Origin of the sequence: Nocardioides aquaticus, from assembly GCF_018459925.1 — a bacterium.
GTDB classification, from domain to species: Bacteria; Actinomycetota; Actinomycetes; order Propionibacteriales; family Nocardioidaceae; genus Nocardioides; species Nocardioides aquaticus.
The window spans coordinates 3537897-3553259 of sequence record NZ_CP075371.1 but is presented as its reverse complement, the minus strand read 5'-3'; the positions used below and the strand labels follow the sequence as shown (position 1 = coordinate 3553259).

The window sequence follows — 15363 nt, the reverse complement described above, 5'->3', positions numbered from 1 at the left end:
GTGCGGCGTTCCTACCTGCGGCGCATCTCCCGGACGAAGATCCAGATCAGCCAGAGCCCCGAGGTGAGCAGGGTCAGGACGGCGTCGAACGCGAACTTGACCAGGCCGTACTGCCGCTGAGCCATGGAGGAGCCTCTCGTCGTGGTGTGTCCGGTGCGCGCACCGACCCCCACGAACGACGAAGGCCCTCCCCGGGTCTACCTGGGAGGGCCTGCCTGCTGCGGTGTCGGTACGCCATGTAGGACTTGAACCTACAACCCGCTGATTAAGAGTCAGCTGCTCTACCAATTGAGCTAATGGCGCATGCCGCGGTGCTGCGCTGCGGCGAGGACAGACGTTACCAGCGTCCCCGCCGAGGCGTGAAATCAGCCGGAGGTGATCCCGCGCTCACCCGGGGTTCAGCGCGCGGGGGCCCCGTCGAGCTCCTCGAGGGCGGCCATCGCGGCGCTGTGCCCGCCGAGGCCGGAGACCGCGCCACCACGGCGCGAGCCGGACCCGCAGACCATCACCGCCTCGTGGTCGGTCTGCACGCCCCAGCGGCGGGCCGGGGTGTCCAGCAGCGCGCGTCCCGGCGCCCAGGGCCAGTCCAGGTCGCCGTGGAAGATGTGGCCGCCGGGCATGGCCAGGTCGCGCTCGACGTCCTGCGGCACCTTCGCCTCCAGGCACGGGTCGCCGTGCGCGTCGCGGGCCACGCAGCCCATCAGGGGCTCGGCGAGGTGCTCGTCCAGCGAGGCGATCGCGCGCTCGACGGCGAGCTGCTTGCGGCTGCCGTCGTCGCCCTCGAAGAGGCGGGCCGGCGTGTGCAGCCCGAAGTAGGTCAGCGTGTGCGTGCCCGCCGGGACGTCCCCCAGGATCGAGCCGTCCGACAGGGAGTGGCAGTAGACCTCGCCGGGCAGTCGGGCGGGCAGCCGGCCCGCCGCGGCGTCGTCGTACGCCGCCTGGAGCGCGCTCCACGACTCCCCGAGGTGCAGGGTCCCGGCGAACGCGACCGCCGGGTCCACCCCGGAGCGCAGCCGCGGCAGGCGGTCGAGCAGGAGGTTGATCTTGAGCTGCGAGCCCTCGGGCTTGAGGCCCGGCTCCTCCGGCGCGCCCCGCAGGATCGACAGCACCCACGGGGAGACGTTCGCCAGCACCCGCGTGGCGCCGACGGTGCGTTCGCGGGTGCCGTCGTGCCAGGTCACCTCCGCGCCGCCACCGGCCTCGCCGGCGGGGCCAGTACGGATCGCGCTGACGCCGGCGCCCGTGAGCACCTCGGCCCCGGCCTGCGCGGCGGCCCGCGCGAGCGCGTCGGTGACCGCGCCCATCCCGCCCACCGGCACCCGCCACTCGCCGGTCCCGTTGCCGATCAGGTGGTAGAGGAAGCACCGGTTCTGGGCCAGCGACGGGTCGTGCATCGAGGCGAAGGTGCCGATCAGGGCGTCGGTGCCGACCACGCCGCGGACCAGGTCGTCGGAGAAGCGGGCCTCGATCGTCTCCCCGAGCGGGCGCTGGACCAGGTCGCGCCAGACGGCGGCGTCGACCTGGTCGCGCACGGCCTGCTCGGCGGGGAGCGGCTCCATCAGGGTCGGGGCGACGACCGCGGCGAGCCCGGCGACGTCGGCGTAGAAGCGCTGCCAGGCCTCGTGCTCGGCCCGGCCCCGCTCGGCCCCGAGGAGGTCGGTGAAGGAGCGTCGGGTGGCTTCGCCCTCCACCGACTCGACCAGCAGGCCGGTGTCGCGGCCGTCGCGCGACTCCGGGGAGTAGGAGGCGGTGTCGCGCGAGACCAGGCTCAGGTCGAGGCCGAGCTCGGTGATCAGCCGGGTCGGCATCAGCGAGACCAGGTAGGAGTAGCGCGAGAGCCGGGTCGGCACGCCGGGGAAGGCCGGCGCCGAGACGGCGGCGCCGCCGGTGTGGTCCAGACGCTCGACCACGAGCACGGAGCGTCCGGCGCGGGCCAGGTAGGCGGCCGCGACGAGGCCGTTGTGGCCGCCGCCGACGACCACGACGTCGTAGTGGGAGCGGGTCGGGCTCGGGTCGGTCACGGCGACAACCTAGCGCCGACGAAGATGCTTGAAAGTTCAACGAAAGAGTCGTACGCTGTGGCCATGCCCGCGATCACCGTCGACGACCTGACCGTCCTGCCCCGCCTGTCCTCGCCGGGCCTCGGCGACCAGCCGCGCCCGGTGTGGTCGGTGACCACGGCGCCGCAGGGCTACGAGGGGGAGGGCTTCCCGGTCCGTCGGGCCTTCGCCGGCATCGACCTGCGCCAGCTCGACCCGTTCATCATGATGGACCAGATGGGCGAGGTGGAGTACGCGCCGGGCGAGCCCAAGGGCACCTCCTGGCACCCGCACCGTGGGTTCGAGACCGTCACCTACATCATGGACGGCACCTTCGACCACCAGGACTCCCACGGCGGCGGTGGCACGATCACCAACGGCGACACGCAGTGGATGACCGCCGGCTCCGGGCTGCTGCACATCGAGGCCCCGCCGGAGTCGTTGGTGCAGTCCGGCGGCCTCTTCCACGGCCTGCAGCTGTGGGTCAACCTGCCCCGGGCGGCCAAGATGAGCGCCCCGCGCTACCAGGACCTGCGCAGCACCGACGTCGCCCTGCTCACGACGCCCGACGCGGGTGCGCTCGTCCGGGTCATCGCGGGCTCGGTCGGCGGCCACGACGGCCCCGGCGCGACGTACACCCCGATGACGATGGTGCACGCCAGCATCGAGCCGGGCGCGCGGCTCGAGCTGCCCTGGACCGTCGAGTTCAACGCCCTGGTCTACGCGCTCAGCGGGCGCGGGACCGTCGGCGTCGACGACCGCCCGATCGCCGCGGGCCAGGCCGCCGTGATGGGGGCCGGTGACTACCTCGGCCTCGCCGCGGCCGGCAGCCAGGAGAGCCGCTCGCCCGCGCTCGAGGTGGTCGTGATCGGCGGGCAGCCGATCCGCGAGCCGCTGGCCTGGGCCGGGCCGTTCGTGATGAACAGCAAGGACGAGGTGCTCGCGGCGTACCAGGACTTCCAGCGCGGCGCGTTCGGGCACCCCGTCGGGGCCTGATCCGCCGGGCCCCGCGCGCGGTGCGCGGCCGGGGCTAGCGTGCGGGCATGGCCCGCCTCTTCCGCGACCAGCACGGCGTCCCGCACGTCCGCGCCCGTGACGTGCTCGACCTCGCCCACGGCCAGGGGGAGGTGACCGCGCGGGACCGCGCCTTCCAGCTGGAGTGGCTGCGCCGCCGGGCCACCGGCACGACCGCGGCCGTCGCCGGACCGGCCGGGCTGGACTGGGACGTGCTGGCCCGGCGGGCCCGGCTGGTCGACGTCGCCCGCCGCGGCTGGGCCGCCCTGGACGAGGAGTCCCGCGCCTTCGTCGCCGCCTACGTCGACGGCGTCAACGTCGGCTTGGACGACCCGGCCCACGCCGCCGTGCCGGAGCTCGCGGCGCTCGGGACGACGCCGCAGCCGTGGGAGGAGTGGACGCCGCTGGCGGTGTTCCTGGCCCAGCACCTGATGTTCGCCAACCTCGGCGGCAAGCTCTGGGGCCAGCGCGCCCACGACGCGCTGGGCGAGGGGGCCGACCTGCTCGACCCCGAGGGCCCGGAGGGCGGCAGCAACGCCTGGGTGGTCGGCGGCGCACGGACCGCGAGCGGGTGGCCCCTGGTCGCCGGCGACCCCCATCGCATCATCGAGTCGCCCGGCGCGTACCTCCAGGTCCGACTGGCCTGCGAGGACCCCGACGACGCCTTCGACGTGGTCGGCTTCGCCTTCCCCGGGGTGCCCGGCGCACCCCACTTCGCGCACGCCGGCGAGGTGGCCTGGGCGATCACCAACGCGATGGCCGACTACCAGGACGTGTACGCCGTGCGCCTCGACGCCGACGACACGGCGTCGGTGACGGAGCACCACGTCGAGGTGGTCGAGGTGGCGGGCCAGGACCCGGTCGAGGTCGAGGTCGTCCGGACGCCGTGGGGCGAGGTGATCGAGGGCGGGCTCGCCGAGGGGCGCGGGCTGGCCCTGCGGACCGCCGTCTCCGAGCTCGGCGACACCGGCCTCGGGACGCTGCTCGGCCTGCTGCGCGCACGCAGCGCCGACGACGTCGAGGCCGCGTTCGCCGGTTGGGTGGAGCCGGTGAACAACCTGGTCGTGGCCGACCGGGGCGGCGCGGTCCGCTACCGCCTCGTCGGCCGGGTGCCGCTGCGGGACGACGCCAACCGGCGCCGGCTGGCGGACCCCGCCGACCCCGCCGCCGACTGGCGCGGCTGGCTGGACCCGCCGCGCCCCGCGGACGTCGGACCGGGCGGCGCGCTGGTCACCGCCAACGACCGCCGCGGCCCGGAGAGCGACGACGTGGGTGCGCTGTTCGCCGGGCCCTACCGGCGGGACCGGCTGTGGGCGCTGCTCGAGGGGCGCGACGACCTGACGGTCGCCGACCTCGCAACCTTCCACGACGACGCCCTGCTCGACCCCCGCGCCCGGCTGACCGTCCTCACCGACGCCTGGGACGGCTGGCTGGAGGGCTGGGACGGACGGATGGAGGCCGGTTCGGCCGACGCCGCGCTCTTCGCGGCCTGGCGCTCGGCGCTGACCCGGCGGGTGGTGGCCGAGCCGGTGCTGGACGCGCTGCGCGCGCCGGCCCCCAGCAGCGTGCTGGCGCCCTCGCTCGACCTCACGGTCCGGGTCGGCAGGGCGCTGCCCGCACTGGCCGCCGTCGACCGGCCCCTGGGCATCGACCTCCGTGCCCATGCCGTGGCCGCGCGCGAGGAGGTGCTCGCCGACCGCGGCGCCGGCCGGCTGCCCGCGACCTGGGGTGCCACCCACGTCCTCGCCCCGGTCCACCCGCTCGGCGCCGCCGCCCCGGCCGCGGCGGCGGTGCCGGCCGTACCGCTGTCGGGCGACACCGACTGCGTGCGCGCCTGCGCCTCCTACCCGGGACTCACCGACGCCTGCGGGCGAGGGCCCGTGGCGCGCTACGCCTGGGACCTCGCCGACGTGCAGGCCTCGGGCTGGGTGGTCCCGACCGGGGCGTCCGCGGACCCCCGGAGTCCCCACCACCACGACCAGCTCGACGCCTGGGCGGCCGGGCGGCTGCTGCCGGTGGTGACCGACTGGGACCGGCTCGTCGAGGAGCCGCTCAGCGGTCGGCGGGACCGCGGGTGAGCACGTCCTTGGCGAACCACGCCTGGGCGTGCGGGTTGTCGTTGTACGGCTCGACGCGGGCGTACCCGGCCCGCTCGTAGAGCCCGACCGCCTCGGTCAGCACGAGGTTGGTGTCCAGCACGACGCGCGGGTGGCCCAGCCGTCCGGCCAGCGCCTCGAGGTCGCGCAGCAGCCGCCCGCCGAGACCGGTGCCGCGCCAGGCCGGGTCGACCCACATCCGCTTGACCTCGCCGGCACCGCGCTGGGGTCCGGAGCTCACGGCGACCACACCGCCGTACGCCACGGGCCGGGAGGGGTCCGCCGCGTCGCGGCCGAGCAGCCAGCGCCCTGCGTCGGAGACCGGGCCCGGGTCGAAGGTGACGTCGAGGCGCTGGGCGACCTCGGCGAGGTACGCGTCGAGCGCCTGCCGGGCGAGCGGGTCGCGGGGGTCCACCTCGGCGATCGTCGCCGCGGGCGCGGGGGAGCTGGTCACGGAACGACCCTAGGAGCGTCACCCCGCCGGCGCGCACGGCCTACCGCCCGTGACCCCGGTCACCTAGGCTTGCCGACCGATCGGTCAGGTACGTCGTGCAGCGAGGAGACGCCCATGGAGGACCTCGGCCCCCGCCCAGGGGACCTGGAGACGATCGAGACGGCGTCGGTCGACGAGCTGCGCGCGCTGCAGACCGAGCGGCTGCGCTGGTCGGTGCGGCACGCCTACGAGCACGTGCCGCACTACCGTGCGTCGCTGGACGCGGTCGGGGTGCACCCGGACGACGTCCGTGAGCTGGAGGACCTGGCGCGGCTGCCGTTCACGGCCAAGGCCGACCTGCGCGAGAACTACCCGTACGGGATGTTCGCGGTGCCGCGCGAGCAGGTGGTGCGGGTGCACGCGTCGTCCGGCACGACCGGTCGGCCGACGGTGGTCGGCTACACCCGCGACGACATCGACACGTGGGCCCACGTGATGGCGCGCAGCATCCGGGCGGCCGGCGGCCGGGCCGGGCACGTGCTGCACAACGCCTACGGCTACGGCCTGTTCACCGGCGGGCTCGGGGCGCACTACGGCGCCGAGCGGCTCGGCTGCACCGTCGTGCCGGTGTCGGGTGGCATGACCGAGCGGCAGGTCCAGCTGATCGTCGACTTCGAGCCGGACCTGATCATGGTCACGCCGTCGTACATGCTCGCGATCGTCGACGAGATGGAGCGCCAGGGCGTCGACCCGCGCGGGACGTCGCTACGGGTCGGGATCTTCGGCGCCGAACCGTGGACCAACGACATGCGCCGCGAGATGGAGCAGCGTCTCGACATGCACGCCGTCGACATCTACGGGCTGTCAGAGGTGATCGGGCCCGGCGTGGCCGCCGAGTGCGTGGAGACCAAGGACGGGCTCACGGTCTGGGAGGACCACTTCTACCCCGAGGTCGTGGACCCGGTGACCGGGCAGGTGCTGCCCGACGGCGAGGAGGGCGAGCTGGTGCTGACCTCGCTGACCAAGCAGGCGATGCCGGTCCTGCGCTACCGCACCCGCGACCTGACCCGGCTGCTGCCGGGGACCGCCCGCACGATGCGCCGGATCGAGAAGATCACCGGGCGCACCGACGACATGATCATCCTGCGCGGGGTGAACCTGTTCCCGACCCAGATCGAGGAGCTGATCCTGTCGCTGCCGGCGCTCTCGCCGCACTTCCAGTGCGTGCTCGAGAGGACCGGCAGGCTGGACTCGATGGTCGTCGTGGTCGAGCGGCGCGAGGGCGTGGACCCGGCGACGGCCGACCGCGCCGGCGCCGAGCTGCAGCTCCTGGTCAAGAACCGGATCGGGGTCAGCATCGAGGTCCGGGCCGTGGCCCCGGGCTCGGTCGAGCGCTCGATGGGCAAGATGCGGCGGATCGTGGATCGGCGGGTGGCGCGGTAGGCGTCGCCGGGGTGGGCCGACGCCCGGCCTACCGTCTGATCTTCTTCAGGACGTACTCGCGTCCTCGGTGCCTGCGCATCTCGTAGGCGGGGTCGTGAGCTTTGCGGTGGTGGTGCCCACACAGGGGCAACGCGTTGCGCAGGTCGGTGGGGCCGCCGCGGGACCATTCCAGGAGGTGGTGGAGCTCGCACCAGGCGAAGGGTCTCTCGCAGCCGGCGATGCCGCAGGTGTCGTGCAGGGTGTTCAGGGCGCAGCCCTGGTGGCGGGTGAACTTGCGCCGGGACTTCCCGACATCGAGGGGCATGGAGTCCCCGCCGAGGACGACGGGGAGGTGGCCGGCGTTGCAGGCCAGGCGCCGGATCGAGCGGATGCTGATCGCTTCGCCGGTGGCCAGGGTCCCGGTCCCGACGCCGGCGGCGATCTTGTCGAGGGCTGCGGTGATGAGGAGTCCGATGGTGTTGCCGTGGTCGAAGCCCTGGGTGGGCAGGTGCTCGATGAGCTCGCAGAACCCGGCACCGATCTTCTCGCCGTAGGAGGTGCCGTGCTGGGCGGACTCGTCGGTCAGGGGCGTCCCGTCGGTGTCGCGGGTGTGGCGTCTGGGTGCGGTGAGCTTCTCCAGGGCGGCTTGCAGGATCCTGCCGTGCAGGGTGGGGATCACGAACGTCCCGCGGAAGGTCCCGTCACCGCGGTCGTTCAGCGACAGGTAGCACTCGCGGTGCGCGTCGTGTTCTTCGGCGGCGGTGTCGTCGCCTTCGGCCTGATCGGCCTCGGCCTTCGACGGGAGCATGTTCGCGTACACCCGGCGGGCCTCGTCGCGTAGCCGTGCCGCGGTCATCGGCCGGCCCTTGGCGTTCGTGGGTGAGGATTCGCCGGTCGCGGTCAGCACCAGCGACTCCTCCGCGGACGCGATCTGGTCGCGGGTGAGTGTCTTGGGGGCGCGTTCGGCGGCGCGGACGAGGACCTTGGCCTGGGACAGGCGCAGGGTCCCGGCTTCCAGGGCACGCCGCGTGTGGTGGTACTTCTCCTGAAGAAGTCGGGCGATCCAGAGCCCGCCGCGAAGGACCTCGGTGGGGTCGCCGGTGAGCTTGCCGAGCCAGGCTGCGGGGTCGGTGTCGGCCTCCTCGCCGACGGGGCCGTGCTGGCCGCGGTCGCGGGCTTCGGCGAGGACCGCGAGCTTGTAGGCAGCGACCTGGGACTCCAGGGCGGTGATCTCGTGGGCGGCGGTGGTCAGGTCGGTGTTCGACAACGCCGCGGTCGACACCCCCGCCGCAGCCGAGACCGCGCCACGGGCGTCGAGGAGGGCACCGGTGACGCGGACCCCGGGACGTACCCGTGCCGGACCCGGCTCCCAGGGTGCCTCGCACCCGAGCTCCGTCTCGGCGTCGGTGGTGGTGGTCATGGGTCTACTCAAGCACTCGCCGCCGACATCGGTGCTGCTGAAACGGGGTTATCCACCCACGGCAGAGCAACAGTAGAACAAAGGTTCGTCTACAGTCGCGGGAGGGTGGGGTCGGGGTGTCCGCGAGCGTCACCTCGAGGCGCCGCAAGCGTCATCTCGGCGGGCCGTAACGTGCCCCGACGTGAGTGCCCAGGCCCCGTCCGCCGTCATCCTCGTCCGCGCCAGCAGGTTCCTGCCCAACCCGGCCACGGCAGCGGACAACGCCTTCCAGGCCGACGTGCCCCCGGGGGAGTCGGACGCGGTGGTCGCGGCCCGTGCGCTGAGCGAGATGGACGCGGTGGCCGACGCGCTGCGCGCCGTCGGCGTCCGGGTGCACGTCTTCGACGACCACGACCACACCAGGCCCGACAGCGTCTTCCCCAACAACTGGGTCTCCACGCACGCCGGCGGGGCGGTGGCCGTCTTCCCGATGTACGCCTCGAACCGCCGCCACGAGCGGCGTGCCGACGTGCTGGAGATGCTGAAGTCGCAGTACCGGGTGCAGACGATCGTGGACTACTCCGGCCTCGAGCCGGACGGGATCTTCCTCGAGGGGACGGGGGCGATGGTCCTCGACCACGTCTCCCGGGTCGCCTACGCGGCGCGCAGCCACCGCGCCGACACCCAGGTCCTCGAACGGTTCTGCACCGACTTCACCTACGAGCCGATGTCCTTCGACGCCGTCGACGCGCACGGCGTGCCGGTCTACCACACCAACGTCATGGGCTGCGTCGGCACCGAGGTCGCGCTGATGGCGCTGGGGATGATCCCCGACGAGCGGCGCCGCGAGCAGGTGCGCGAGCGGCTCAGCGTGAACGGTCGGTCCGTCGTGGAGCTGACCGAGGAGCAGGTCCGCGAGTTCGCCGGCAACGCCGTCGAGCTCTGCGGGCGCACGCCCGAGGGTCGGCGCTGCTACCTGATGGTGATGTCGGCGCGGGCCCGGCGCAGCCTGCGGCCCGACCAGGTCGCCGTGATCGAGGAGTCGTGCCGGATCGTCGCCGTCGACATCCCGACCATCGAGCTCGCCGGAGGGTCGGTGCGCTGCATGATCGCCGGCATCCACCTCGACCGACGTCCCGACGACGTCGCGCCCGGGCTCACGCAGGCGGTGGTCGCGATCAACGAGGACCACCCGGTCACGCCCGACGGGCACCTGGTCGACGACGACGCCCGTCGGGACGCGTGAGGCGTTGCGCCGCCGTCGGTCGCGTGCGAAACTGATTCCTGACCGTTCGGTCTGTTAACCGGGCGGACGTGATCCCGGAGGTGGCGATGACCGCGCAGACGCAGGAGACCCGACCCGACGGCGAGGGCCCGGACGAGGCGGAGCTCCTGGCCGCCTTCGACGCCACGATCGCACGTCACGACCGGATCGAGCCGCGGGACTGGATGCCGGAGAAGTACCGCTCGACGCTGGTGCGCCAGATCGCCCAGCACGCACACTCCGAGATCATCGGCATGCAGCCCGAGGGCAACTGGATCACCCGCGCGCCGTCGCTGCGGCGCAAGGCGATCCTGCTGGCCAAGGTGCAGGACGAGGCCGGCCACGGGCTCTACCTCTACTCCGCCTGCGAGACGCTCGGGGTCAGCCGGCAGGAGCTGACGCTGAAGCTGGTCGAGGGAAGGCAGAAGTACTCCTCCATCTTCAACTACCCGACGCTGTCCTACGCCGACGTCGGCACGATCGGCTGGCTGGTCGACGGCGCCGCGATCTGCAACCAGGTGCCGCTGTGCCGCACCTCGTACGGGCCGTACGGCCGGGCGATGATCCGGGTCTGCAAGGAGGAGTCCTTCCACCAGCGCCAGGGCTTCGAGCTGCTGTCGACGATGATGCGCGGCACCGACGAGCAGCGCGCGATGGTCCAGGAGTCGGTCGACCGGTTCTGGTGGCCAGCGCTGATGATGTTCGGCCCGCCGGACGACGACTCGCCGAACACCGAGCAGTCGATGGCGTGGGGCATCAAGCGCGACACCAACGACGAGCTGCGCCAGAAGTTCGTCGACATGTCGGTGCCGCAGGCCGAGGCGCTCGGCGTGACGCTGCCCGACGACGGCCTGGTCTGGAACGCCGAGCGCGGACACCACGACTTCTCCCAGCCCGACTGGGACGAGTTCTACGCCGTGGTCAAGGGCTCCGGTCCGTGCAACGCCCAGCGCATCGCGCACCGTCGTCGCGCCCACGAGGACGGCGCCTGGGTCCGCGACGCCGCCACGGCCTTCGCCCGCCGCCAGCAGGAGACGGTGCAGCGGGGGTCCGCGTCGTGAGCGACGAGACCCCGCAGGCGCAGGACTTCAACGCCGGCGGCGGCCACGGCGCCGTACCGCTGGAGGGGGTGCCGACCGCGGTCGGCGAGGTGCCGCAGGGGGAGTGGCCGCTCTACGAGGTGTTCGTCCGCGGCAAGCGCGGCCTGAACCACGTCCACGTCGGCTCGCTGCACGCCGCCGACGACCAGATGGCGGTGCGCCACGCCCGGGACGTCTACACCCGGCGCAACGAGGGCGTCAGCATCTGGGTGGTCCGTTCCTCGGCCGTCACCGCCAGCAGCCCCGACGAGAAGGACCCGCTGTTCGCCCCCGCCGGTGACAAGGTCTACCGCCACCCCACCTTCTACGACATCCCCGACGACGTCCCCCACATGTAGGGCAGGGCCATGACAGACCACGACAGCGCCTACGACGGACTCCTCGGCGGCGACGACTCGCAGTGGGCCTTCGGGACCGACTTCGAGGACCCCCTCGCCGGGGTGGACACCACGATCGCCGACGGCGTCGACCCCGCCGCGCTGGCCACCTACTGCCTCATGCTCGGCGACGACGCGCTCGTCTACTCCCACCGGCTGTCCCAGTGGACCAGCAACGCCCCCGACCTCGAGGACGACATCGCGCTGGCCAACATCGCCCTGGACCTGCTGGGCCAGGCGCGGCTGCTGCTGGCGCGGGCCGCGGCGGCCGACCCCTCGGTCGTGCCGGTCCTGCCGGAGGGCTCCCCGGTGCCGCCCGAGGACGCGCTGGCGTTCTTCCGCGACGACGCCGGGTTCCGCAACGTCCGCCTCGTCGAGCCCGAGGACGCCGACTTCGGCGTGACGGTGGCCCGGCTGCTGGTCTTCGCGACCTACCGCCTGGCGCTGCTGGAGCGGTTGAGGTCCAGCGACGACACCGTGCTGGCCGCGATCGCCGCGAAGGGCGTCAAGGAGGTCGCCTACCACCGCGACTACGCCGCCCGCTGGTTCCTGACCCTCGCGCAGGGCACCGAGGAGTCCCGCCGCCGGCTGCTGGCCGGGCTGGCCCTGGTGTGGCCGCTGCGCGCCGAGCTGTTCGACACCCACCCCGTCGAGGCGGCCGCCGCCGGGCAGGGCTTCGGCGTCGACCCGGCGATGGTGGTCGACGAGGTCGACGTGCTGCTCGAGCAGGTGCTGTCGGTGAGCGGGGTCGAGCGGCCCGACGTGCGGCCGACCGGTCCGCTGGGACGCGGCGCCGGGCGCGACGGCCGGCACACCGAGGCGCTCGGTCGGATGCTCGCCGAGATGCAGGTCGTGGCCCGGGCGCACCCGCTGGGCCGCTGGTGACCGCCACCGTGTCGCTGTCCGCCGAGCGGGCGCGGCGGGTCGCGGCCGAGGTCACCGACCCCGAGATGCCGATGCTCACCCTGGCCGACCTCGGCGTGCTCCGCGACGTGGTGGCCTCCGACGGCGTCGTCACGGTGACGATCACCCCGACCTACTCCGGCTGCCCGGCGATGGCCACGATGCGCGACGACCTCGTGCACCGGCTGCGCGACCACGGCTTCAAGGACGTCCGGGTCCGGGTCGCCCTGACGCCGGCCTGGTCCAGCGACTGGATCAGCGAGCGCGGCCGTCAGGCCCTGCGCGACCACGGCCTGTCGGCCCCCGGGCCGGCCCCGGCCCACGGGGGGCCGGTGCCGCTGAACCTGCTGCCGACCCGTCGCGAGCTGCTCTGCCCGCGGTGCGGCTCGCCCGCCACCGCCCTGACCTCGGAGTTCGGCCCGACCGCCTGCAAGGCGATGTACCGATGCGAGGACTGCCTCGAGCCGTTCGAGCACGTGAAGGAGATCTGAGGATGACCGCCGTCCAGCCCGACCGGCCCGCGCAAGCCGCCCGTGCCGCCCGTGCCGCCCGGGCCACCTTCCACGAGCTGACCGTGTCCGCCGTCGAGCGGCTGACCGACGACTCCGCCGCGATCACCTTCGCGGTCCCCGACGAGCTCGCCGACGCCTACGACTTCCGGGCCGGTCAGGCGCTCACCCTGCGCCGCCACGTCGACGGGCAGGAGCACCGGCGCTCGTACTCGATCTGCGCGCCCGCCGGCTCGCCGCCGCGGGTCGGGGTGCGCGAGATCCCGGGCGGCCTCTTCTCCTCCTGGCTGGTGCACGACGTCGCCGTGGGCGACGTGGTGGAGGTGCAGACCCCGACCGGCAGCTTCCGGGCCGAGCCGACCAGCCGGACCCGCCACCTCTGCATCGCCGCGGGGTCCGGGATCACCCCGATGCTCTCGATCGCGAGCACGGTGCTCACCGACCCGGACTCCCGGGTGACCCTGGTCTACGGCAACCGCCGCACCAGCACGGTGATGTTCGCCGAGGAGCTCGCCGACCTCAAGGACGTCCACGGCCCGCACCTCGACCTGATCCACGTGCTCTCCCGCGAGCCGCGCGACGTCGACCTCTTCTCCGGGCGCCTCGACGCCGACCGCCTGCGTCGCCTGCTCGGCGCGCTCGTGCCGCTCGGCTCCGTCGACCACGTCTGGCTCTGCGGACCCTTCGGCCTGATCTCCGACGCCCGCGAGGTGCTCGGCGAGCTGGGGGTGTCGCCGGACAAGGTCCACTTCGAGCTGTTCTACGTCGACGAGCCGCCGCCGGAGGTCGTCCGCCAGGAGGCCGTCGTCGAGGGCGAGACCAGCGAGGTCACGATCGTCCTGGACGGGCGGACCACCACCGCCGCGATGCCCCGGGGGCAGAGCGTCCTCGACGGCGCCGCCGCGACCCGCCACGACCTGCCCTTCGCCTGCAAGGGCGGGGTCTGCGGCACCTGCCGGGCGCACGTCCCGACCGGCGAGGTCGACATGCGCCGCAACTACGCCCTCGACGACGACGAGGTCGCCCGCGGCTACGTCCTGACCTGCCAGAGCTTCCCGGTCGGCGACACGGTCACGGTCGACTTCGATGCCTGACGGCCCGCCGCCCGGGACCGGCACGGAGCACGAGGTCGCACGGTCCAGCACCGCGGCGATGTGGGCCGGCGACGCCGCCAGCCGGATGCTCGGCATGGAGGTCGCCGCGGTCGGGCCGGGCACCGCGAGCGTGACGATGACGGTGCGCGACGACATGGTCAACGGGTGGGGGACCTGCCACGGCGGCCTGCTGGCCACCCTGGCCGACAGCGCCTTCGCCGTGGCCTGCAACTCCCGCGGCACCGTGACGGTCGCGGCCGGGTTCGACGTCTCGTTCCTCGAGCCCGGACGGCTCGGCGACGAGCTGGTCGCGACCGCGCGCGAGGTCGCGCTCCGCGGGAGGTCCGGGATCTTCGACGTCACCGTCGCCCGCGCCACCGACGGGGTGGCGATCGCGGAGTTCCGGGGCCGCAGCCGCAGCACCGGGCGGCGCAACCCCGCCCTCCTCGAGCCCGCCCTCCCCGAGCCCGCCCTCCCCGGCCCGGGCTAGCCGCTCGGCGGGACGCGCAGCCCGTCGAAGGCCAGCACGGCGATCGACCTCGCCAGGGTGTCCACGTCCACCGGCCCCTCGGGCCGGTACCACTCGACCAGGGAGTTGACGAGGCCGAACAGCAGCCGGCTGATCAGCTCCGGCGCGACGTCGGAGCGCACCGCGCCCTCGGCCGCCGCCTCGGCGACCAGGCCCGCGAGCCGCTCGTCGAGCCGCCGTCGGCGGCGCAGCGCAGCGACCTCGACCTCGCTGTTGCCGTGCACCCGCAGCAGCAGCGTCACCGCCGGCCGGTGCTCGACCAGGATCCGTACCGAGCGCTGCACGACCTGCTGGAGGCGCGCGTCGGCCGTCGCCCCGCTGCTCCGGTCGAGGGCCGCGTCGACCGCCGAGGTCAGCGCGTCCAGCGCCTCGTCGAGCGCCGCGGAGAGCAGCTGCTCCTTGCTGTCGACGTGGTGGTAGATCGCCGACTTGCTCAGCCCGAGCTCGCGGGCGAGGTCGCCGATGCTGGTCGCGTCGTAGCCCTGGCGGTTGAACAGCTCGACCGCACGCCGCAGGACGGTCTCCTGGTCGTAGCCCGGCCGACCACGTCGTGCGGGCGGCTGCCCCGCGCTCACGCGTACGGCCGGCCGAACGGCTGGGTGTCGTCCATCCCGTACGGCGGGACCTGCGGCGGGGCCCACGGAGCCGGCACCGGCGCACCGTGCGGGGGGCCGTACCGGTTCACGCCCGGCGTCGAGGACCGCAGCATCATCACCAGCCAGGTGAGCGCCGAGGCGAGACCGGCCACCGCGGCCACGCCCAGCAGGACCAGCCCGACGGTCAGCGCCGCCCCGCCGTCCGAGCCGTCCGGGGCCAGGTCGGAGCCCTGCACCGCGCCGACGACCAGGGTCACCACGGCGACGACCGACACGACGGCCGAGGCCAGCCCGAGGCCGTAGAACAGCAGCACCCACCACCCGCTGAGCCCGCTGTCGTGCAGGCGTCGCACGGTCACGGCCAGGGTCGGCAGGAACAGCGCCAGGACGAGCAGCAGGTTGAACGGCGAGACGCCGACCACGGCGGCCACGGCGAGGTCGACGGTCCCGGCGAGCAGACCGAGGACGAGGGTGACGAGGAACCACCACCAGAACTCGGAGCGGGGCGCGCGGCCGGAGAACCCGGCGTACTGGCGCAGCACGCTCCTGACGGCGTCGGGCAGGGACACGGCGGCTCCTCCGGGGTGG

General features: G+C 73.8%; 15 protein-coding genes and 1 tRNA gene. 10 read left to right on the top strand and 6 right to left on the bottom strand.

Annotated elements, in window-relative coordinates; all coding sequences use genetic code 11:
• Positions 1-230: 230 nt before the first annotated feature.
• Positions 231-303, bottom strand: a tRNA-Lys gene (locus ENKNEFLB_RS17130).
• 95 nt (positions 304-398) lie between these two features.
• Entirely contained in the window at positions 399-2021 is a 1623-nt protein-coding gene (locus tag ENKNEFLB_RS17125; RefSeq protein ID WP_214056483.1) for a phytoene desaturase family protein, read from the bottom strand.
• A 63-nt stretch (positions 2022-2084) separates the two neighbouring features.
• Between ENKNEFLB_RS17125 and ENKNEFLB_RS17120 the strand changes: the two genes are divergently transcribed.
• Complete coding sequence (locus ENKNEFLB_RS17120; RefSeq protein WP_214056482.1) at positions 2085-3035, top strand: pirin family protein; 951 nt, start codon at positions 2085-2087, stop codon at positions 3033-3035.
• Between the two features lie 47 nt (positions 3036-3082).
• On the top strand, positions 3083-5131 hold the full coding sequence (locus ENKNEFLB_RS17115) for a penicillin acylase family protein (protein ID WP_214056481.1): 2049 nt from the start codon (positions 3083-3085) through the stop codon (positions 5129-5131).
• Here ENKNEFLB_RS17115 and ENKNEFLB_RS17110 read toward each other — a convergent pair.
• On the bottom strand, positions 5106-5603 hold the full coding sequence (locus ENKNEFLB_RS17110; protein ID WP_214056480.1) for a GNAT family N-acetyltransferase: 498 nt from the start codon (positions 5601-5603) through the stop codon (positions 5106-5108). The genes ENKNEFLB_RS17115 and ENKNEFLB_RS17110 overlap by 26 nt on opposite strands.
• 114 nt (positions 5604-5717) lie before the next feature.
• Here ENKNEFLB_RS17110 and paaK point away from each other — a divergent pair, with 114 nt between their 5' ends.
• Positions 5718-7025 carry a phenylacetate--CoA ligase PaaK gene (gene paaK / locus ENKNEFLB_RS17105; protein ID WP_214056479.1) on the top strand — a complete coding sequence of 436 codons (1308 nt, stop codon included), beginning with the start codon at positions 5718-5720 and terminating at the stop codon, positions 7023-7025.
• A gap of 28 nt (positions 7026-7053) precedes the next feature.
• On the opposite strand, the gene ENKNEFLB_RS17100 is transcribed toward paaK, so the two are convergent.
• Complete coding sequence (locus ENKNEFLB_RS17100) at positions 7054-8424, bottom strand: HNH endonuclease signature motif containing protein (protein WP_214056478.1); 1371 nt, start codon at positions 8422-8424, stop codon at positions 7054-7056.
• 181 nt (positions 8425-8605) lie between these two features.
• On the opposite strand from ENKNEFLB_RS17100, the gene ctlX reads away from it, so the two are divergent.
• From ctlX to paaI, 7 genes are all read left to right on the top strand, one after another.
• Positions 8606-9649, top strand: coding sequence for a citrulline utilization hydrolase CtlX (gene ctlX / locus ENKNEFLB_RS17095; RefSeq protein WP_214056477.1), 1044 nt, complete (start codon positions 8606-8608; stop codon positions 9647-9649).
• 86 nt (positions 9650-9735) lie between these two features.
• The gene (gene paaA, locus ENKNEFLB_RS17090) at positions 9736-10728 is read left to right on the top strand and encodes a 1,2-phenylacetyl-CoA epoxidase subunit PaaA (RefSeq protein ID WP_214056476.1); all 993 of its coding nucleotides are present in this window, start codon (positions 9736-9738) and stop codon (positions 10726-10728) included.
• Positions 10725-11105: a 1,2-phenylacetyl-CoA epoxidase subunit PaaB gene (gene paaB / locus ENKNEFLB_RS17085; protein ID WP_425543675.1), complete on the top strand. Its 381-nt coding sequence runs from the start codon at positions 10725-10727 to the stop codon at positions 11103-11105. The genes paaA and paaB overlap by 4 nt, the downstream gene beginning before the upstream one ends.
• A gap of 9 nt (positions 11106-11114) precedes the next feature.
• The gene (paaC, locus tag ENKNEFLB_RS17080; protein ID WP_214056475.1) at positions 11115-12029 is read left to right on the top strand and encodes a 1,2-phenylacetyl-CoA epoxidase subunit PaaC; all 915 of its coding nucleotides are present in this window, start codon (positions 11115-11117) and stop codon (positions 12027-12029) included.
• Entirely contained in the window at positions 12026-12538 is a 513-nt protein-coding gene (paaD, locus tag ENKNEFLB_RS17075; RefSeq protein WP_246535630.1) for a 1,2-phenylacetyl-CoA epoxidase subunit PaaD, read from the top strand. The genes paaC and paaD overlap by 4 nt, the downstream gene beginning before the upstream one ends.
• Before the next feature lie 2 nt (positions 12539-12540).
• Positions 12541-13650 (top strand): 1,2-phenylacetyl-CoA epoxidase subunit PaaE, encoded by a 1110-nt coding sequence (gene paaE / locus ENKNEFLB_RS17070; protein ID WP_214056474.1) that lies wholly within the window; start codon positions 12541-12543, stop codon positions 13648-13650.
• Positions 13643-14140, top strand: coding sequence for a hydroxyphenylacetyl-CoA thioesterase PaaI (paaI, locus tag ENKNEFLB_RS17065; RefSeq protein ID WP_214056473.1), 498 nt, complete (start codon positions 13643-13645; stop codon positions 14138-14140). Before paaE ends, paaI begins: the two co-directional genes overlap by 8 nt.
• Here paaI and ENKNEFLB_RS17060 read toward each other — a convergent pair.
• Both ENKNEFLB_RS17060 and ENKNEFLB_RS17055 read right to left on the bottom strand, forming a co-directional pair.
• Positions 14137-14754 (bottom strand): TetR/AcrR family transcriptional regulator, encoded by a 618-nt coding sequence (locus ENKNEFLB_RS17060; RefSeq protein WP_214056472.1) that lies wholly within the window; start codon positions 14752-14754, stop codon positions 14137-14139. The two genes, paaI and ENKNEFLB_RS17060, sit on opposite strands and share 4 nt — an antisense overlap.
• A complete protein-coding gene (locus ENKNEFLB_RS17055; RefSeq protein WP_214056471.1) occupies positions 14751-15344 on the bottom strand; it encodes a DUF805 domain-containing protein in 594 nt (197 codons plus the stop codon). The genes ENKNEFLB_RS17060 and ENKNEFLB_RS17055 overlap by 4 nt, the downstream gene beginning before the upstream one ends.
• Positions 15345-15363 lie beyond the last annotated feature (19 nt).